The organism is Natronomonas sp. (genome assembly GCF_028274965.1).
Lineage (GTDB): Archaea > Halobacteriota > Halobacteria > Halobacteriales > Haloarculaceae > Natronomonas.
Map to the genome: position 1 here is coordinate 1 of NZ_JAQCNO010000010.1, position 17293 is coordinate 17293.

The 17293-nt window shown below is 67.8% G+C and carries 19 protein-coding genes; 4 read left to right on the plus strand and 15 right to left on the minus strand.

The window, feature by feature from the left end; all coding sequences use genetic code 11:
• Window positions 1–142: 142 nt before the first annotated feature.
• The 3 genes from Q0916_RS01390 to Q0916_RS01400 form a co-directional block, all read right to left on the minus strand.
• Window positions 143–1627: a PAS domain S-box protein gene (locus tag Q0916_RS01390; RefSeq protein ID WP_299233334.1), complete on the minus strand. Its 1485-nt coding sequence runs from the start codon at window positions 1625–1627 to the stop codon at window positions 143–145.
• Window positions 1620–2252 carry a hypothetical protein gene (locus Q0916_RS01395; RefSeq protein WP_299233335.1) on the minus strand — a complete coding sequence of 211 codons (633 nt, stop codon included), beginning with the start codon at window positions 2250–2252 and terminating at the stop codon, window positions 1620–1622. Before Q0916_RS01395 ends, Q0916_RS01390 begins: the two co-directional genes overlap by 8 nt.
• 169 nt (window positions 2253–2421) lie before the next feature.
• Entirely contained in the window at window positions 2422–2589 is a 168-nt protein-coding gene (locus Q0916_RS01400; RefSeq protein WP_299233337.1) for a hypothetical protein, read from the minus strand.
• A gap of 269 nt (window positions 2590–2858) precedes the next feature.
• Here Q0916_RS01400 and Q0916_RS01405 point away from each other — a divergent pair, with 269 nt between their 5' ends.
• Window positions 2859–3074 (plus strand): hypothetical protein, encoded by a 216-nt coding sequence (locus Q0916_RS01405; RefSeq protein WP_299233339.1) that lies wholly within the window; start codon window positions 2859–2861, stop codon window positions 3072–3074.
• Window positions 3075–3083: 9 nt separating this feature from the next.
• Here Q0916_RS01405 and Q0916_RS01410 read toward each other — a convergent pair whose 3' ends face one another.
• Entirely contained in the window at window positions 3084–3314 is a 231-nt protein-coding gene (locus Q0916_RS01410; protein ID WP_299233341.1) for a DUF7385 family protein, read from the minus strand.
• 171 nt (window positions 3315–3485) lie between these two features.
• On the opposite strand from Q0916_RS01410, the gene Q0916_RS01415 reads away from it, so the two are divergent.
• Window positions 3486–4970, plus strand: a complete 1485-nt coding sequence (locus Q0916_RS01415; RefSeq protein ID WP_299233343.1) for a DUF7289 family protein — start codon at window positions 3486–3488, stop codon at window positions 4968–4970.
• Here Q0916_RS01415 and Q0916_RS01420 read toward each other — a convergent pair whose 3' ends face one another.
• From Q0916_RS01420 to Q0916_RS01460, 9 genes are all read right to left on the minus strand, one after another.
• Window positions 4971–5705, minus strand: coding sequence for a DUF7289 family protein (locus Q0916_RS01420; RefSeq protein WP_299233345.1), 735 nt, complete (start codon window positions 5703–5705; stop codon window positions 4971–4973). It lies immediately after the preceding gene.
• The gene (locus tag Q0916_RS01425) at window positions 5702–6145 is read right to left on the minus strand and encodes a DUF7266 family protein (protein ID WP_299233348.1); all 444 of its coding nucleotides are present in this window, start codon (window positions 6143–6145) and stop codon (window positions 5702–5704) included. The genes Q0916_RS01420 and Q0916_RS01425 overlap by 4 nt, the downstream gene beginning before the upstream one ends.
• Window positions 6138–7007, minus strand: a complete 870-nt coding sequence (locus Q0916_RS01430) for a DUF7261 family protein (protein WP_299233351.1) — start codon at window positions 7005–7007, stop codon at window positions 6138–6140. Before Q0916_RS01430 ends, Q0916_RS01425 begins: the two co-directional genes overlap by 8 nt.
• Complete coding sequence (locus tag Q0916_RS01435) at window positions 6995–7573, minus strand: DUF7288 family protein (RefSeq protein ID WP_299233354.1); 579 nt, start codon at window positions 7571–7573, stop codon at window positions 6995–6997. The genes Q0916_RS01430 and Q0916_RS01435 overlap by 13 nt, the downstream gene beginning before the upstream one ends.
• Before the next feature lies 1 nt (window position 7574).
• Window positions 7575–8096: a DUF7287 family protein gene (locus tag Q0916_RS01440; RefSeq protein ID WP_299233357.1), complete on the minus strand. Its 522-nt coding sequence runs from the start codon at window positions 8094–8096 to the stop codon at window positions 7575–7577.
• On the minus strand, window positions 8093–10111 hold the full coding sequence (locus Q0916_RS01445; protein ID WP_299233360.1) for a type II secretion system F family protein: 2019 nt from the start codon (window positions 10109–10111) through the stop codon (window positions 8093–8095). The genes Q0916_RS01440 and Q0916_RS01445 overlap by 4 nt, the downstream gene beginning before the upstream one ends.
• Window positions 10108–12783, minus strand: a complete 2676-nt coding sequence (locus Q0916_RS01450) for a type II/IV secretion system ATPase subunit (protein ID WP_299233364.1) — start codon at window positions 12781–12783, stop codon at window positions 10108–10110. Before Q0916_RS01450 ends, Q0916_RS01445 begins: the two co-directional genes overlap by 4 nt.
• 91 nt (window positions 12784–12874) lie before the next feature.
• Window positions 12875–14017 carry a pyridoxal phosphate-dependent aminotransferase gene (locus Q0916_RS01455; protein WP_299233368.1) on the minus strand — a complete coding sequence of 381 codons (1143 nt, stop codon included), beginning with the start codon at window positions 14015–14017 and terminating at the stop codon, window positions 12875–12877.
• Window positions 14014–14502: an Lrp/AsnC family transcriptional regulator gene (locus Q0916_RS01460; protein WP_299233371.1), complete on the minus strand. Its 489-nt coding sequence runs from the start codon at window positions 14500–14502 to the stop codon at window positions 14014–14016. Before Q0916_RS01460 ends, Q0916_RS01455 begins: the two co-directional genes overlap by 4 nt.
• A gap of 167 nt (window positions 14503–14669) precedes the next feature.
• On the opposite strand from Q0916_RS01460, the gene Q0916_RS01465 reads away from it, so the two are divergent.
• Entirely contained in the window at window positions 14670–14852 is a 183-nt protein-coding gene (locus Q0916_RS01465) for a hypothetical protein (protein WP_299233373.1), read from the plus strand.
• A gap of 40 nt (window positions 14853–14892) precedes the next feature.
• Window positions 14893–16191 (plus strand): MFS transporter, encoded by a 1299-nt coding sequence (locus Q0916_RS01470; protein WP_299233375.1) that lies wholly within the window; start codon window positions 14893–14895, stop codon window positions 16189–16191.
• A 28-nt stretch (window positions 16192–16219) separates the two neighbouring features.
• On the opposite strand, the gene Q0916_RS01475 is transcribed toward Q0916_RS01470, so the two are convergent.
• Together Q0916_RS01475 and Q0916_RS01480 are read right to left on the minus strand one after the other, a co-directional pair.
• Complete coding sequence (locus Q0916_RS01475) at window positions 16220–17026, minus strand: ATPase (protein ID WP_299233377.1); 807 nt, start codon at window positions 17024–17026, stop codon at window positions 16220–16222.
• Window positions 17023–17286 carry a DUF5827 family protein gene (locus Q0916_RS01480; protein ID WP_299233380.1) on the minus strand — a complete coding sequence of 88 codons (264 nt, stop codon included), beginning with the start codon at window positions 17284–17286 and terminating at the stop codon, window positions 17023–17025. Before Q0916_RS01480 ends, Q0916_RS01475 begins: the two co-directional genes overlap by 4 nt.
• Window positions 17287–17293: the final 7 nt, after the last annotated feature.

A 17293-nucleotide genomic window follows, 5' to 3' on the forward strand; every position in this document is an offset into this window, starting at 1 on the left:
GGGCTCGCCGACCCTCGCAAACCCTCCGGGTTTGCTCAGTCCCGGCGAGTCCGTTCGTTCGGTTCGTCTCCTCAAACTCGTGTTCCGCCGGTATGCGTTTCGTGTGGTGACACCCCAGGCCGCACGGCGTGCTTCGAACGCCTCACTCGTGCAGTTCCGGCAGGAACTCGACGCCGGTGATCTCGAAGCGCGCGCCGCCGGCCTCGCTTTCGCTGACGGCGATCTCCCAGCCGTGGCTCCGAACGACGCGCTCGGCGATCGCCAGCCCGAACCCGGCCTTGTTCGGGTCCGTCGAGTACCCCGACTCGAAGATCTCGTCGGCGATGCCGGGATCGATGCCGGCCCCGTCGTCCTCGACGTAGACGGCGTCCTCGGACGTCCCGACGGAGACGCAAACCGGCCCGTCGTTGTGCTCGACGGCGTTCGTAAACAGGTTCTCGAGGAGCTGTTTGAGGTGGCTCGGGTCGGCCTCGATCCGCTTCGACTCGCTGAGGCGGAGTTCGGCGTCCTCGGCGCTGATGACGGACCACGCGTCGGTGACGGCCTCGCGCAGCGGGACGGCCTCGGCATCGAGGTCGTAGGTCCCCTGCTCGGAGAACGACAGCACGTTCTCGAGGAGCTCGTCGATGCGGGACAGACAGGTGTCGACGCGGTCGAGTTGGTCGGCGTCGTCGGCCTCTCGGTACAGCTGCAGCGCGCCGTCGGCGACGGTGAGGTGATTCGAGATGTCGTGCGAGAGCGTCCGCTTGATGTTCCGGAGCTGCTCGTTTTGCCGTTCGAGCTCGCGTTCGCGCTCCTTCGTTTCGGTGACGTCGCGGCTGTTCACGACGAACCCGTTGATGACGTCGTCATCGAGGAGGTTCCGCCCGCGGGATTCGAGCGTCAGGACCGTGCCGTCGGGGCGTTCGAACCGGAAGTTCACGACGGGTTCGACGTCGGGGTCCTCGATCGCCCCGAAGAACTCCTCCATGGCGTGTTGGCGGTCCTCGGGGTGTGCGTAATCGAATATGAACTCGCCCGTCAGCTCCTCGGGTTCGTACCCGAGGATGTCTGTCGCCGACGGCGAGACGTACGTGAATCGGGCGTTCTCGTCGATGATCGTGATCACGTCCGAGGAGTTCTCGACGAGTCTGCTGAACCGCTTTTCGGACCGGTACAGCGTCTCCATCGCCCAGTAGCGGTCGATCGAGTTCTTCAGGCGGTTCGCAAGCACGGAGTACGTACTCGAGTCGCCGTCCTTCTGGAGGTAGTCGGTGACGCCCGCCGAGATCGCCTCGCTCGCGATCTCCTCGTTGCCGCGGCCGGTAAAGAGGATAAAGGGGAGTTCGGACCGCCGCGACCGGACCATCTCGAGGAACTCGAGGCCGTCCGTCTGGGGCATGTCGTAGTCGCTGACGATCGCGTCGGCCTCCCCGAGCCGCTCGAGCGCGTCGGCGGCGGTCGTCTCCCGGATCGGATCGAACGCCGGCGACTCGCGCTCGAGGTACGTCGCCGTCAGGTCGGCCATCGAGGGATCGTCGTCGACGACCAACACGGTCATCGACTCGTCGCTGTCGGACTCCGCGGTCGGCGTAAAGCCGTTCGTTATCGGGCCGCGGATCAGATCCGGATCGAGCCCCTTACTCATCGGCGTGGCTCCGGAGGATTCGCTCGAAGTACGGCGTCATGACGCGTTCGGCCTGCCGCCAGTGTCCTTCGGTGTGCATGTCGTGTAGCTCGACGGCGGTCACGTACCGCATCGGCTCCGGGCCGAACCCGGAGCGACCGTCCTTCGGCTTTCGGGGGTACGAGGGGTCCTCGAGCGCCGCCCTGAGTTCGTACATCTGCGCCCGCTGGAGGGGCGTCCAGTAGTCGCCGCCGATCTTGTGACGCTTCCACCCGAGCGTCGAGTCCGCCGCGTACTCCGGATCCATACCGACGAGCGAGGCGCGCACGCGGAACTGCGTCGAGACCGAACCCCAGTCGGCGTCCGCGAGACGCCCCGTGTCGAACGCGCCGGATTTGAGATGTCCGAGTTCGACGTTGTCCTTCTCGAAGAGGGCGTTCACGTACGCCGTGGCGGCCTCGCGGGCTTCCGTATCGGACAACCGCGGGAACTGTGCCGAATCGACCGTCCTGAAGGCGTCGATCGCGGCCTCTCGGTCCCCCCGGTCGTGCGCTCGGAACCCGCGGCACACGGCGTTTGCCAACGCCGTGGCGCGTTCGGTGACGTCGTCGGTGTTTGGTTCCCGATACCGTCGCTGACTTCCCATTGCGTAATTTTCAAATAGCGTGGATTTACTTAAAATTACGGGCAAGCGCGACATTTATTCGATCCGATCGCGGGATCGGTCGGCGGACGCGACGCGAATGTGATCCGAAGCGCACATAGCCCGGGACCGGAGAGAGCCGACGCGCGGCCTCTGGACGGGGTCGGCGCTCTCATCCGCGATCGCCCGCGGCGGCGACAAAGCCGCGCTCCCGGAGCCGACGGGTACACGCGGCAAGCGGCGCGAGGCGATCGGTGCCGGTCGCGTCGTAGCGGCGGATCGACGGGCGCTTCCTGAACGCGATCGGGACCCACCCGCCGCGCTCGGTCCGGAAGACCACCTCCGGGTCCGTCCGTTGGTCCGCCCGCCCGTCGGGGGTGCCCGACGCTGAAGCGGGCCGGCGCGACCGTCTCGATCGCCAACTCGGCGTGCGGTTCGACCGCGATCGTGTACCGCTCGTTCGGGGCCATCGCCGCGACCGGGGTCGCTTCGAGGCGGTCGAGTATGGTTCGTGCGGTGTCGATCCCCGTACCGTCGGTGCTCCCGGGATCGCATATAAACCGTCGGGGGCGTCACAACGTTGAGGGTGCGCCGCGCCGAGAGGGACGTATGTACGATCGTCTGCGATCGGCCTTCGGGGCCGCGTGGCCGTTCTTCGGGGCGGCGTATCTGCTGTACCTGGCGCTGGAACCGCCGCCGGCGCGCTACGTCGGGATCGGCGGGCTGGCGGTCGTGACGCCGCTTCTGTTCGGCTGGACGCTCGGTCGGGTCTGGGGGATCGGACCGTGGGCCGATCCAGCGGAGGACGACCGGTCGGATGCCTGAACCGGCGTCTCAGGGCTTGTGTGTGAAAATAAACGCCTGCTCGTCTTCGACGCCGACGCAGAGATCGAGCTGTTTCGAGAGGTTGAGGCTCGTCGGGTTCTGCTTGCAGACGACCAGATCGTCGAAGGGCTCGTCGCACGCCGGACAGGCGACGGAGACGGTGTTCTGGTAGGTTTTGATCGCCGAGTTCTCCTCGCGGGGGGTCAACGACGCCAGGAGTTCGTCGGTATCGGTGTCCATACCGGGTTCAAAGCGGCCACCCTATTCAATCTCGTGGGTGGATCGCCCGGGGATCGGCCACACACCGGCTGATCGCCCGCCGGAGACGGCCGGTTCTTCGGGTGACCCGCGTCGGTATCGAGCGGCGAGTCGGGGCCAACGTTGAAACCCGGCCGAAGCGAACCGTAAGGAATGAGCGACCGTGGCGTCTCCAGTCCCGTCGGCGTCGTTTTGCTCCTCGGGATCACGGTGACGGCGGTGACGACGCTTTTCATCGCGGGCGGGGCGGTGCTGAGCGACACCCGCGCGGACGCCGAGCGATCGCAGACCGAAAACGCGATGTCGCAGTTCAGTTCGAAGGCCAGCCTCGTCGGACTCGGCGAGTCCGGCGACCAGCGGTTCGCGATGGGCCGGCTCTCAGAGGGGGAGATGAGCGTCGACCCGGACGCCGGGAACGTGACCCTGTTTCTCGAGTCCGATGGCGGGAACCGGACGGAGCTCAACAGCACCTCGCTCGGCGCGGTCGTCTACCGGGCCGGCGACAGGGAGATCGCCTACCAGGGCGGGGGCGTCTGGGAGCGACAGGACGGGTGGTCCCGGATGATCTCGCCGCCGGAGTACCACTACCGCCTCGAGACGCTCACCTTCCCGATAATGACCGTCAACGGCGACGGGCGGGCGAGCGGCGACGGGCGGGCGAGCGGCGACGTTCGGGGAACGGTCCGGGCGGGCGGGCCGGCGACGGACTGGTACCCGATCGAGGGGACCAACCGGTCGAACCCGCTCGACAACGGGACCATCGTCGTTCGCGTCGAGAGCCGCTACTGCTCGGGCTGGGAGTCGTTCTTCGAGCAGCGCTCACAGGGGATCCTCGAGGAGACCTGCGGCGACGACGGCGCGATCGAGGTCACCCTCGTCGTCCCCTTCGAGATCGAAGCCGACGCGCCGGTCACGGCGAGGGGGATCGTGAAGAGGGGCGGTGACGTGCCCGACTCGTGGCGGGACGACGTCGTCGCGCCGTCGGTCAGCCCCGAGGTCGAAGCACAACACGAGGCCTGCGGCTGCGATCAGTTCCCGGAGAACGAAACGGTGCCCGAGGGCGCGTACGTATCGGAAGGCGTGGAGATCGAGGGCGACAGGACGTTCGACACGAGCGACGGCGACATCACGGTCGTCGTCGACGGCGGGTTCGACGTCGAAGGCGACGACGACGGGGGCACGGATATCGACGTCAACGGGTCCGGGGACGTCACGTTCTACGTGTACGACGAGGTCACGATGGGCGGCGACGACGACGACGACGACGACGACGACGACATCGAGGTTAGTGTCAACGCGGACGGGAGCGCGGATCAGTTCTCCGTACTCGTCCACTCCGACGCGGGCGAGGAGGGCGACGGCAACGAGGACGGCGACGACGGCGACGACAGGACCGTCCGTCTCAACGGCGACGTCCAGTTCACCGGCCTCGTATACGCGCCGAAGTCGTCCGTGTTCCTCAACGGGAACGCGGAGATAGACGGGGCCGTCGTCGGCGACAGCGTCCGACTCAACGGCAACCCGACCGACGTCACGGGCGCGGAGGAACTCGACGGGTACCAGGTCGTCGGCGGCGATCGGACGCTCACGTACCTCCACGTCTCCGAGAACCCGATCGAGGTCGAACTCGACGGCTGATCACCCCGACAGCCGGAGGCGAATCAGAAACCGCGGTACTGTGACCCGATCGGAGGCGAGCGTGGCCTCGACGGCGCCGTCGGTTTCGTCGACGTCGTCGACCCACGCGCGGGAGTCGAAGTACCGCGCCCACGCCCCGGCTCTCGGGGACTCGACGGTCACCGTGTAGCTGTCGGCCCCGTCGAACGACGGCGACGTCGTGGTGTTGATCGCCCGCGCCGTGCTCGTGACGCGGACGGTCCCGTCCGTCGAGACGGTCCGTGGGCCCGTGGTCCGGAACGTTTCGACGAGCGGAAGCGTGGCCGTCTGCCCGCCCGAACTGAAGGGGGGATCGCGGATCATGACCGACGAGTCGGGGCCGGATCGGAACACGGCACCGGCGGCGTAGACGATCTCGGTGTCGCCCTCGGCGTAGACGAGCGGGCGGGCAAAGGCCGTCACGTTCCGCGAGGGATCGTCGGCGTCCGCAACCGTGATCCGCACGACGTCGCCGTGCCGGAGCGTCCCGCCTGAGAGCCGCAGTTCCGTCGCCCGGCTCGGAGCCCCCTCGCGGTAGACGTCCTCGACGTTCGCGGCGAACACGTCGAAGGCCCGCTCGACGTTGTTGATCCGCTCGGCGCTTTGTCTGTCCTCGAGCGTGCTGAACCCGACGGTCGTGACGACGCCGACGGTCGCGATGATCAACGAGAAGATCAGGACGTACCCGACGATATCGCTCACCCCGCGGTCGTTCATGCCGGGCGGACCTCCAGTCCGGTCCCGTCGTGATCGATCCGGACCGGCCCGCCCGCGACCGTCCCGTCGGCCACGGCGGCGTCGGTTCGGAACGGCACCGTTACCGTCACGTCGGGTGAGCTCGTCCGGAGTTCGATCGTCCCGCGGTCGCCGTCCGTCTCGATCTCGACCGTGTAACCCCCGGCGGCGGTCCGTCGCGGGAGGTCACTCCGGACGGCGAGCGTCGAGACGTCGCCGGCCCGCGAGAGCCGATCGGCACCGGAGAGGTCGGCGGCGAGTTGGTGACCGATGACCGCCAGTTCGTCGCTCGTGACCTGTCGGGTCTGGCTGTCGATGAGACCGCCGGCGGCGACGAGCAGCCCCGAGATCAACAGCGCGGCGACGGCGAAGTTCAACACGTACCCGACGGTCACCGAGACGGCCCGATCGTCGTTATACATGCGGCTCCCCCGGCGCGACGCGCACCGTCGCCTCGTAGCGGACCGTCGGCGTGACGATCCGGATGTCGAGGGCGTCGATGCTGTAGACCGCCGTCGACGCGTCGGGATCGGGACCGGGGCCCTCGATCGCCTCGGTCGTCGCGACGGTCAGCTCGTACGTCCCGTTTATATCGCCGTTCGTCTCGAAGCCGGCGTCGTCGTCCTCGAGGGCCGGCCACGGGAACCGACACGGCTCCCCGTCGAGTCGGCCCTCGGTGACGGCGAATCGGACCGTCCCGTTCGCGTCCGTCTCGCAGATCACGTTGTCCGTGGCGTTCAACGCGACGGTCAGATCGTCCGTGTCCGTCCGTTCGGCGATGAAAAGCGTCGACGGACCGAGGGTGACGTTGAGCCGGTCGGAGCCGACGCTGTCGGCGTCGATCGCGAGGTCGAAGGCCCTGACGCCGTCGGCGTCGCTGACGTTCCACTCGGCGAGCGGCGCGGACTCGTTTTGCCGTATCAGGGTCCCACCCGTCGTTCCGGCGGCGGGGACGTCCGCGGTGACGTTCGTCGTCGCGGCCCGTCTGAGGTGGTTCCGGCGCTGGACGGCGTCGATCTCGGCGGTTCCGTTCGCGACCGCATCGCGGACGTCGGCGCGGGTGTCGTGCTCGGGGTTTCGGTTCTCGGCCTCAAGCAGCCCGCCGACCGCGTCGGTCACGCCGGCCTGGTACTCGAGCGCCTCGGCGGCGGAGTCGTCGCCCCGCGTCGCGACGTTGTCGGTGTAGATCGCGGTGTTGACCAACAGCGCGAGGGCGACGAACACCACGGCCAGGAGGACGCCGGCGACCAACAGCAGTTGTCCGCGGTCGTTCATTTCCGCCATGCGGTCACCTCCACCTCGACGACGTTGTACAGCCGCCCGTCGTGGACGTTCGGCGCGTAGAAGTCGTCCCCGGACCTATCGACCGCCGAGAGGGTCCGGGCGTCCGCGCCGGTGAGCTCCGAGGAGTTGTACAGCCCGACGGTTTCGGTCGCCGTCACGGCGTTGTCGCTCGGCTCGCCCATCCAAACCATCGGCTCCGTCGCCGTCCCGCCGCCGGTCGCGTACCGGACGTCGACGTTGAACGCGATCCGCCGCTCAGAGAGGGTCTCCCGCAGCGCCGATCCGAAGGCGTTCGGCGGCGCCGTGGCGTACGCATCGTCGCCGGACGCCCCCTGGAACCGCCCCGCGCTCGCGTTCCAGTACAGCACCGCCTCGGTGAGAGTTCCGCTCTCGGCCGACGTCGCGAGCAGCCCCTGGATCGTCGCCCGCTGTTGGTTCTCGATGTGTTGATTCGACGTGCTCGCCGACAGCGGCGTCACGGCGGTCGCCTGCGTCGCGAAGATCAGCCCGCCGACGATGAGCACGGCGGCGACGAACGCCTCGAGGGTGTGTGCCTGGCCCCGCATGCTACCACACCCGCACGGTCAGGCGGTACTGTTCGCCGGCGACCGAGACGGTCCGGGTGGCGACGGCGACGTCTGTGGGGGCCGCGTCGGTGTTCGAGCGCGTCAGCCGGCCGTCGCCGTCGATCCACCCGGGGGTCGCCGGCTCCGAGGCCGGCGCGCCGAGGGCGTGGACCGTCACGTTCGCGTTCCGGCCGTCGAGCGACAGCAGCTCGTCGAACTCCTCTACGTCGGCGGGCGCGTCACAGCCGGCCTCTCGGACGTTGTCGGCGAGGGTCACATCGAAGAACGTCCCGACGCAGCCGACCGAGAGCACCCCGGGGTCGGCCGTCGTAGGGGCGAGAAAATCGCCCGAAAGCGAGGTCGCCGCGCGGTCGGCAACGAGGAGTTTCGTCCCCGTGCCGCCGGCGAAGGGATCGAAAAGCGTCGGCGCGTACGCGATCACGAAGACGACGGTCAACAGGAAGACGCTCGCGCCGACGGCGAAATCGAGCGTCGTCTGCCCTCGGACTCGCTCGCCCGTCATATGAGCATGAACACCACCAACGCGAGGGTCGGCAGCACGACGACGAACTTCAGGCTCGCCATGATCGAGACCTCCCGGATGTAGCCCGCGATCACCCCGGAGATGATCCCCTGGATCGTGACGGCGTGGAAAAACAGCATCGTCAACTCGTCGATGTCGAGACCACCGCCGAACCCGCCGCCCGCCCCGGGGGTGTCGCCGCCGCCGCCCGTCGTGTCGACGAGGGCCGCCATCGTGTCCAGGAACTCGACTTTCAGGAGCGCCATCACGCCCAGAAGCGTCACGTACGTCATCAGGATGATGACCATCTGCATCCGCGTTTGGGACTTCCGCTCGCGCTCGATGTCGTCTTGGTTCTCGGAGGCCTGCGCGGCCGTCGAGAGGACCTGCGTGATCTGACTCGACGCCTCCTGTGCCTTCGAGATGAGCTTGACCGTCCGGGCGAGCCGCGGGACGTGATACCGGTTGTTGAAATCCCTGAGCGCGGTGCGCAGGCTCGTCCCGTAGTTCACCTTCGCGTACATGATCCGGAACTCGTTGGCGAGCCGCCCCGAGGAGGTGTCGGCGACGACCTTCAGCGACTCGAGAAGCGTCATGCCGGTGTCGTTCGCACTGGAGAGCTTCCGGAGGTTGTCCGAGAGGCCGTTCGTGATCGAGCGCCGCGAGCGGACGTTCCACTCGTAAAACACCGTCAGCGGGACGAGAATGAGGTACAGCGGCAGGTACAGCCAGAAGAACGTGCCCCTGATCGGGGCGTCGATCATCGCCTGGAGGTTCGTCGGCGCAACCCCGGAGACGACGGCGAACCCGAGCAAGACGAGCGCGGCGGGCAGCGAGATCGCGAGGGTCGCAAGCGGGTGATCCCGGAAGAAGTGGTCCGGACGCCGGAGGATACCCAGCGTGACGTGGGTCCCCTCGCGGGCCTCGATCCGGTCGAATATCGGGTAGCGGCCGGCGTAGGCGTCGATCAGTCCGAGGCCGAACACCCCGTTCGACTCGTCGGTCGCCTCGTCGTCGTCGGCACGCAGGTAGCCGTCGCCGACCTCGTCCGCGACGACGGTCGAGACCAACACCAGAAAGCCGACGCCGACGAGCGGGATCAGCCCGTACACCGTCCCGTACAGCAGCCTGTCTTGGGCCTCTCCGAGCATCGACATGATGACGAGGATGATGATCAAAAGCAGCGGGAACAGCGACAGCGTCATGTACATCTCGCCGAACAGCTCGAGCGTCTCCAGGACGGTCTCCTGTTCCTGTTTCGACGTCCGCATCTGCTTTTCCTTTTGATCCTCGAGAAAGCCCTCCATGTCGCCCCCGGAGTTGATGATCGAGAGCATGTCGGTGAGGAACTGGCTGAGTTCCTCGGAGGGCGTCTGCATGGCCTGGCTCCGGATCGCCGTCCGGTAGTCGGTGTCGAAGTACTCGGTCTCGAGGACGATCGACTGGAACTCCCGGGCGACCTCGCCGTAGGTGTCGTCGGCCCGCGCCATCGCCTCGATGATCTCGAGTTGGTTGAGCCCGCCGACAGACAGCGCGTACATGAACGAGACCGAGTCCGAGAGCAACACGTTGATCTCCCGCTTGCGGGCGTCGGCGTCGAGGTAGGGCTTTGCGACCATGCCGCCGAAGCCGCCCCCGAACCCGACGGCGCCGAAGACGATCCCCGAGAGGAGGACGAAAAACGGTAGCTTGAGCGCGTTCGTGGTCGAGAGGTACGGCTCCGGAAGCGGTAGCCCGAGCAGGATCGGCGGGTCGGTGACGACGAACGTCACGAGAAACAGCCCGAGTGCGGTCCCGAGCGCCCACAGAACGAGCCCGGCGAGGACCCCGAGCGCCAGCGCCTTCGAGAGGTACAACTCGACGGTCTGTGGGATCCGCGCCTCCGTCAGCTTCCGTTCGAGGTCCCCGACGAAGTCGCTGTCGTCGTCAAAGAGCCGTCGGTACAACGGAAAGAAGGCGTCCGCGAGGGCGTCGATGGCTGACGTCGACGCCGGCGACGGCGAGCGGACGCTCATGTGTCGTCCTCGTCGGGCGGGTCGAACAGTCCGAAATCGAGATCGGGGTCAGGATCGGACTCGGCGTCCTCGACGTCGCCGTCATCGAAGGGGAACTCGGGGACCGACGCGTCCTCGTTCCCGTCTCCGTCGGGGTCCGCCGCGTCCGAGCCGCCGTCCGGCGTCACCGGGTCCTCGCCGGTGTGTGGGCCGAATTCGAGGCCGGTATCGGCGCTCGCGTCGCCGCCGGAGGCGGCGCCTCTGGGCTGCGGTCCGAAGACGTCGACGTCCTCGGCCGGCGCGATGTCGAGGGCGTCGGCGACGCCGTCGGCCACGTCGGCGTCGCGGTACTCCTCGAGCAGCGACTCGGCGTCCTCGATGATCCCCTCGGCGCGCTCGCGCATCGCCTCGCTCGGGTCGGGGCGGGGGACCATCGCCTCCTTGTCCGGGTCGATGTCGATCTCGACGGACTCCATCTCACGGAGGTCCTCCAGGGATCGCTCGAGGTCCCCGGTCGCGATGAGCGAGAGGATCCTCTCGGGGTCGTTCATAAAGGCCTGCAGCGTCGCCGCGACCTGCGTGTACGTGTTGAGACCCTCGGAGACGAGATACGCGAGGACGAGTTCGCGGGTGAACACCTCCCGGTTGAGCCGATCGGTCGACCAGCCCCGATCGAAGGCGATCGTCTCGAGCGTGTTCGATTGGCCCATCCGGAGGAACGCGTCGGTCCCGGCCTGCCACTGGTAGACGTCCTGGACGTTGATCTCGTCGTTTTCGGGGTCGTAGTGGTTGATCTCGGTGAGGGACTTGTTCCGCCTGATCTTTTGATCCTCGATCCGCGTCTGCGTCTGGATCGAGACGAGATCCAGCGCGGTGAACATCGTCTTCGAGACGTTGATCGGCTCGGTCGTAAAGCGCTTGATCACCTCGCCGACCGAGTCGGCGTGAAACGTTGTCAGGGTGGTGTGACCGGTCGACATGACCTGAAACAGCGTTCGCCCCTCCTCGCCGCGGATCTCGCCCATGATGATGTACTCCGGGCGCTGTCGGAGGGCGGCCTCCAGGAGATCGAACTCGTCGACGTCGCCCTTGTCGCCGTCGCTGAAGGAGGGCCGCGTGACGCTTGCGATCCAGTTGCGCTGGGGCAACTCGACCTCGCGGGTGTCCTCGATAGAGACGATCTTCGCCTTGCTCGGGATGAAAAGCGACACCGCGTTCAGCGAGGTCGTCTTTCCGGAGGCGGTGCCGCCGGCGAAGACGAGCGATTTCTGGTTTTCGATGCTGAGCCACAGAAAGGCCATCTCCTCGAGGGAGAACGTGTTCCAGTTGATGAGATCGATCGGCGTGTGCGGGACGTCCTTGAACTGCCGGATCGTGTAGTTCGTCCCGTGATCGGAGACCTCCCGGCCGAGCGTGAGTTGTGCCCGCGAGCCGTCCGGCAGCGTCGCGTCGACCTGCGGGCTCCGCTTCGAGATGCCCTTTCCCGAGCGCTGGGCCAGTTTGACGACGAACTCGTCGAGTTCATCCTCGCCGTGGTACACGTTCGAGATGATCTGTTCGTACTCGGAGTGATAGACGAACACCGGCGAGTCGTACCCGTCACAGGAGATGTCCTCGACGTTGATGTCGTGTTTGATGCCGTCGATGCGCTCGAAGCCGATAAAGTCCCGTTTCAACAGGTAGAGCAGCTTCTCGATTTGGTGTTCGGTGAGCGTCTTCGAGCCGTCGGCCAGGACGGCCGGTTCGGGGCGGACGCTGTGTCCCTGGAGTTCGGACCGGTCGTCCCCGGCGTCGGGGTCCGGTTCGGCGCCGAGACCGACGAGCCGGCGCGCACGATCGAGGAGGCCGCCGTCGTCGGGGCGTGCCCCCTCGGCGTAGAGGTCGTATCGCTCCAGGAGGTTGTGAAGCTCGGTCTCGATGACCGTCGAGCGGGCGTCCTCGCCGTCCTGCATGACGACCTCGCCGTCGGAGTACTTGATCGCGGTCTTGAGCTTTCCGACGAGAAACTCACGGAGGTCCGCCTCGAGCGGCGAGAGGTGCGGCTCGATGAGGTAGTACTTCTTTTCGTTTTCCTTCTCGGAGTGAAAGACGACGACGAAGGCGTAGGGCTTGTTCACCCAGTACCGATCGACCTCCCGGAAGTGGCTCTTTTTTTCCTGCGGGACGGCCCGTTCGAGGTCGTAGCGGGTGACGACGGTCGTCGTCCCGTCGTCGTTCGAAAAGAACGCGTCCTCGTCGACGTCGGGGTCGACCCGGACGGTCCGCTCCTCGACGGTGTCGGCGAGCGCGCCGAGGGCGTCGTCGCCGGCGGCGAGTCGGTCGCCGAGTTCCGCCGGCGGAAAGCCGAGGTGCGCCGCGGGGTCGAAGGACTCCCCCTCGGGCGGGTCGCCGTCGTCGTCGTAGTAGTACTCCCGCTTGAACTCCTCCCAGTCGTACCGACCGACGGCGACCGGCGGGTCCTGGGGGTCCGAATCCGAACCTGATTCCAAATCCGAATCTGAGTCCGAGTCAGAGTCAAGGTCCGCGTCCGCGTCTGGGTCCGGGTTCAGGGTGGACTCCGAATCCCGATCAGGATCCGGATCCGGATCCGGATCCGAGTCCGGGGTCGGTTCCGAGGCGTCGGCGTCGGGGGCGTCGGAGGCGGCGGCTCCGGGCGTCTCGAACCCGTCGTCGTCGGAGTCGCCGGTAGACATTACATCCGTGTTCGGTCGGTAGCTGAAAAAGGGTTCAGTCGGAATCGGGATATGAAAACGGTGAAACTAACGGCCGTATCGCCCGAATCGCCTACGAGACGAACCGCTCGAGGCGGTCCATCGCCTCTTTGAGTTCGTCGAGGCCGGTCGCGTACGACGCCCGGAGGTGCCCCTCGCCGCCGGCGCCGAAGGCGGTTCCGGGGACCATCGCGACCGCCTCGGCCTCGAGCAGTTCCTCGGCGAAGCGCTCGGCGTCGTCGCCGGGACACTCCGGGAAGACGTAGAAGGCGCCGGTCGCCTCGAAGCAGTCGATACCCATGTCCGCGAACCGCGAGAGGACGAAGTTGCGGCGGCGGTCGTACTGGGCGCGCATGTCCGCGACGTCGCCGCGGCAGTTCTCGAGGGCCTCGATGGCGGCGTGTTGGGCCGTCGTCGGGGCCGAGAGCATCGTGTACTGGTGGATCCGGTTCATCGCCGCGATCGTCTCCTCGGGGCCCATCGCGTAGCCGAGACGGAGCCCCGTCATCGCGTAGGCCTTCGAGAAGCCGTTGAACACGACGGTCCGTTCGCGCATGCCGTCGAGTTCGGCGATGGAGGCGTGATCGCCCTCGTACGTGAGGTCGGCGTAAATCTCGTCGGAGAGGACGGCGACGTCGTGCTCTCGGCAAAAGCCCGCGACCTCGGCCAGTTCCTCGCGGCTCATCGTCGCGCCGGTCGGGTTGTTCGGGTAACAGTACACGAGCAGGTCGGCCGACTCGGCGCCGGCCTCTGAGAGCGCCTCCCGCGTCAGGACGAACTTGTCTTCGGCCCGGGTCGGGACGTCGAGCACCTCGCCCCCCGAGAAGGTGACCCCCGGGGCGTAGGAGACGTAACACGGCTGGGCGACGGCGACGGTGTCGCCGGGATCGACCAGAGCGCGGAAGGCGAGATCGATCGCCTCGCTGGCCCCGGCGGTGACGAGGATCTCGTCGTCGGGGTCGTACTCGAGGGTCCACCGGCGGGCGTTCTCGGCGATGGCCTCGCGGAGTTCGCGCTTCCCGCGGTTTGCGGTGTAGGACGTCCGGCCCATCTCGAGAGAGGTGATCGCGGCCTCGCGGGCGCCCCACGGCGCCGAGAAGTCGGGCTCGCCGACGCCGAGGGAGATCACGTCGTCCATCTCGTCGGCGAGTTCGAAAAAGCGGCGGATCCCCGACGGCGGCACGTCGGCGACCCGACCGGAGGGCTCGAGCGTCATGGCGTGACCGAGAGCCGGTCGTCGTCGTCCCCGTCGTCGAAGCGGTGGCCGGCCTGTTTGTACGTTTCCATGATGTAGTGCGTGACCGTCTGGGTGATCTCTGGCAGCGGCGCGACCTTGTCGCTGATGAACCGCGAGACCTCGCGCATGTTCTCGCCCTCGACCTCGAGGGCGAAATCGTAGTCCCCGGAGACCAAACGGAGCCCCTGGACCTCCCGGAAGCCGCCGAGGCGTTCGGCGACGTCGCGGTAGCTGGTCTCGCGATCGAGCGTGACGTTGAGTTCGACGTGCGCCCGGACGCGGTCGCTGCCGATCGCGTCCCAGTCGACGACGGCCGTGTACCCCTGGATCACGCCCGCGGCCTCGAGTTCGGCGATCGTCTCCTCGACCGTGGCCTCGTCGAGATCTGTGAGCCGTGCGAGATCGGCCGTCGAGTACCGGGCGTTCTCGCACAGTACGTCCAACAGTTCGTCCGCGTGCTCCATACAGAGTAGGGCGGTAGCGCGGACTAAAACGTTGCGAGGCGCGGGAGCGACCGCCGCGGCGCGTGACGCATAATATAATGGTCGTTTATGTGGATCGGCATATTAGGTCATGGGTTGGTATATTATCTCTCGATACAATTATAATGCCTCGTCCTGTCGGATCGGGCATGAAACAACAGGCGATGCGGACCGCGGTGACGCTGTACGGATCGGGAACACTGGACCTCCAAAGCGCCGCGAGGCAGGCCGGCGTCGCCCCCGATCGACTCCGGTACGCCGTCCGTCGCGCCGGTGGATCGGTGCCGGCGGTCTCAAACGAGACCGACCGCGTCCGCGTTCGCGCCGACTGAAACCGAACCGGCTTATCCCCGGGACGACGAACGGGCGACCGTGGAGGGGCATAAGGCGCCGCTCGTCGTGGGGCTCGTCTCCGGTTCGCACGTCATCAACCACTCGTACCTGCTGCTTTTCGCGCCCGCGTTCGCGCCGATTCGCGCCGATCTCGGCGTCTCGCTGGCGGCCGTCGGGGGCGTACTCGGCGTCGTCAACCTCGCTATCACCGCCGGGCAGCTCCCTTTCGGCTACGTCTCGGACGCCTACAGCCACACCGGCGTTCTCGTCGGATCGCTCGCGCTCGGAACGGTCGGGTGTCTCCTCGCCGCTGTCGCGCCCACCTACGAGTGGCTCCTCGTCGCCGCCGCCGTGATGGGCCTCGGCGTCGCCGGACACCACCCCGCGCACTACCCGCTCATATCCGCCGCCGCGGGGGACGCCTACCGGTCGCGGGCATACAGCGTCCACGGGTTCGCCGGCGCGATCGGACTCGGGGTGCCCTTCGCTGTCGTCCCGGCCTCTGTCGCGCTCGGCGGCGGGTGGCGCGGCGGCTTTCTCGCGATGGCGGCGCTCGGCGGCGCGTACACCGCAACGACGGCGGTGCTCGTCCGGCGCGTCCCGGCTTCAGTGGCGAAGGCGGGCGCACGTGCGAACCGCGGCGGCGCCGACCGGCCGGCCGCGACGGACGCTGCCGAGTGGCTGGAACGCGCCGCCGGCCGGGTCGGTCGGTACGGCCGGACGCTCGTCGCGACGCCGCTCGTCCCGCTTTTGACCGCGCTTTGGTTCGCAAACAGCGTCGCGGTCTGGGGCGTTCGGTCCTACGCCGCGACGCTTCTCGACGTCGGATACGGCCTCGATCCCGGGGCGGCGAGCGCCGTGGCGAGTGCGATGTTCGTCGTCGGGGCGTTCGTGCTGCTCGGCGGCGGCTATCTCGCCGACCGGATCGGCCCGATGTCGATGCTTTTCGTCGGGTACGGCTCGCTCGTGGTCCTCGGGGTCGCCGCCTCGAGTGAGGTCCTCCCGTTCGTGATCGCCGTCGGGGTCGTGTTGACGCTCGCGGCGACGATCGACGTTTCCCGCCCCGCCCGGGCGACGCTGACCGATCTCGCCTCCGAGCGCAGCGACGTCGGCAAGAACTTCGCGCTGATCACGATCGGCGTCTCTATCGCCGGGACCGTCGCCCCGCCGGTCTTCGGGTACGTGATCGAGGCCACGAGGGTCGGCGTGGCCTTCCTCGGCATCGCGGCGACCGCCGCCGTTGCGCTCGCGCTCTCGGTGGCGGTCGGGCGGGCGAACGCGCGAGTCGGCGCCGGGGGCGAACCCGAACCCGAAACCGAACGGAGCGAGGCCGGATAGCCCAAACGCGAGGGGTGAGGGTGCGTGCTCAGACCGCGTCCAACAGCGCGTCGTACGCCGCCTCGTAGGCGTCGGCGACGGCGGCGAGGTCGCTGCGCTCCTCGCTCGATAGCGCCGGGAGCGTGACCGACGCCGAGGGCTCTAAGAGCTCGATGACGTGCTCGACGCGCTCCTCGAGTCGGCCCTCGTGGGCGCTCCCGCTTGCGACCTCACACGCCTTCGCGTAGCGCTCGCCGTCGTACACCCGACACCGCCTGGGTTCGACGACCGCGACGCCGTCGGGGACGAACGCCGACAGCGGGCGGGCGATGTCGGCGTACGATTCGACGATCGCCGACCCGCGGGTGTCGATCTCCGCCGTCAGCGCCTCGAGCGCCGGGGCGTGTCGGTCGGCCATCAGTTCGTTGAGCTCTTCGATCGATCCGACGGCCGGGGCCGCCGCGAGCGGGAAGGCCCGTTCGGCGGCCGGCGGGATCTCGACGCCGCCGTTGACCACGTACGCGTCCCCGTCGTGGGTCACTCGATCGAAGAGAAAGCGGCGGCCGTCGCGGCCGAGGACCCCCTTTCCCCGCCCGGGCGTCGGCAGCCACAGTCGGTGCAGCGGGTTGATCGCCTCGGGGCGAGCCGAACCGGGGTTCGCGGCCGCGATCCGCCTCGCGTCCTTCCCGTAGAGCCGCCCCGTCTCGACCGCCCGGCGGTAGTCGTCCTGCTCGTACCAGTAGCCGTTGCCCGCGCGCGGCTTGTACCCGCGGACCCCGGTTCGCTCGATCAGCCCGGTCGTGAACGTCGTCTTGCCGGCGTCGACCTCCGCGCTTCCGGCGACGAGAAGCTTCATCGGAGCCCGTAGTACCCCGGTTCGTCGTCGCTGTCGGGCTCGGCGAAGACGAACGCGTCGCTGTGATCGAGCATCCACGGGATCGCCCAATCGAGGATGACGTCCTCCGTGCTCGGGTCGAGTTCGGCGTCGGGCTCGAGCCCCTGGAGCAGGCGGGCGATCTCGTAGACGGTGTAGAGCGATTCGTCGTCGAGGACCGCCGCCGGCTCGCGGAACTCGAACGTTCGGAGGTCCTCGAAGTCCTCGCGTGGTCGCGGCATGCCGGTC

Coding starts and splice junctions, on each gene's coding strand:
- Q0916_RS01410 (WP_299233341.1), bottom strand. CDS start 3,314: ATGGACACCGATACCGACGAACTCCTGGCGTCGTTGACCCCCCGCGAG.
- Q0916_RS01450 (WP_299233364.1), bottom strand. CDS start 12,783: ATGTCTACCGGCGACTCCGACGACGACGGGTTCGAGACGCCCGGAGCC.
- Q0916_RS01465 (WP_299233373.1), top strand. CDS start 14,670: ATGAAACAACAGGCGATGCGGACCGCGGTGACGCTGTACGGATCGGGA.
- Q0916_RS01440 (WP_299233357.1), bottom strand. CDS start 8,096: ATGACGGGCGAGCGAGTCCGAGGGCAGACGACGCTCGATTTCGCCGTC.
- Q0916_RS01460 (WP_299233371.1), bottom strand. CDS start 14,502: ATGGAGCACGCGGACGAACTGTTGGACGTACTGTGCGAGAACGCCCGG.
- Q0916_RS01425 (WP_299233348.1), bottom strand. CDS start 6,145: ATGTATAACGACGATCGGGCCGTCTCGGTGACCGTCGGGTACGTGTTG.
- Q0916_RS01475 (WP_299233377.1), bottom strand. CDS start 17,026: ATGAAGCTTCTCGTCGCCGGAAGCGCGGAGGTCGACGCCGGCAAGACG.
- Q0916_RS01435 (WP_299233354.1), bottom strand. CDS start 7,573: ATGCGGGGCCAGGCACACACCCTCGAGGCGTTCGTCGCCGCCGTGCTC.
- Q0916_RS01405 (WP_299233339.1), top strand. CDS start 2,859: ATGTACGATCGTCTGCGATCGGCCTTCGGGGCCGCGTGGCCGTTCTTC.
- Q0916_RS01390 (WP_299233334.1), bottom strand. CDS start 1,627: ATGAGTAAGGGGCTCGATCCGGATCTGATCCGCGGCCCGATAACGAAC.
- Q0916_RS01420 (WP_299233345.1), bottom strand. CDS start 5,705: ATGAACGACCGCGGGGTGAGCGATATCGTCGGGTACGTCCTGATCTTC.
- Q0916_RS01480 (WP_299233380.1), bottom strand. CDS start 17,286: ATGCCGCGACCACGCGAGGACTTCGAGGACCTCCGAACGTTCGAGTTC.
- Q0916_RS01415 (WP_299233343.1), top strand. CDS start 3,486: ATGAGCGACCGTGGCGTCTCCAGTCCCGTCGGCGTCGTTTTGCTCCTC.
- Q0916_RS01455 (WP_299233368.1), bottom strand. CDS start 14,017: ATGACGCTCGAGCCCTCCGGTCGGGTCGCCGACGTGCCGCCGTCGGGG.
- Q0916_RS01430 (WP_299233351.1), bottom strand. CDS start 7,007: ATGGCGGAAATGAACGACCGCGGACAACTGCTGTTGGTCGCCGGCGTC.
- Q0916_RS01445 (WP_299233360.1), bottom strand. CDS start 10,111: ATGAGCGTCCGCTCGCCGTCGCCGGCGTCGACGTCAGCCATCGACGCC.
- Q0916_RS01395 (WP_299233335.1), bottom strand. CDS start 2,252: ATGGGAAGTCAGCGACGGTATCGGGAACCAAACACCGACGACGTCACC.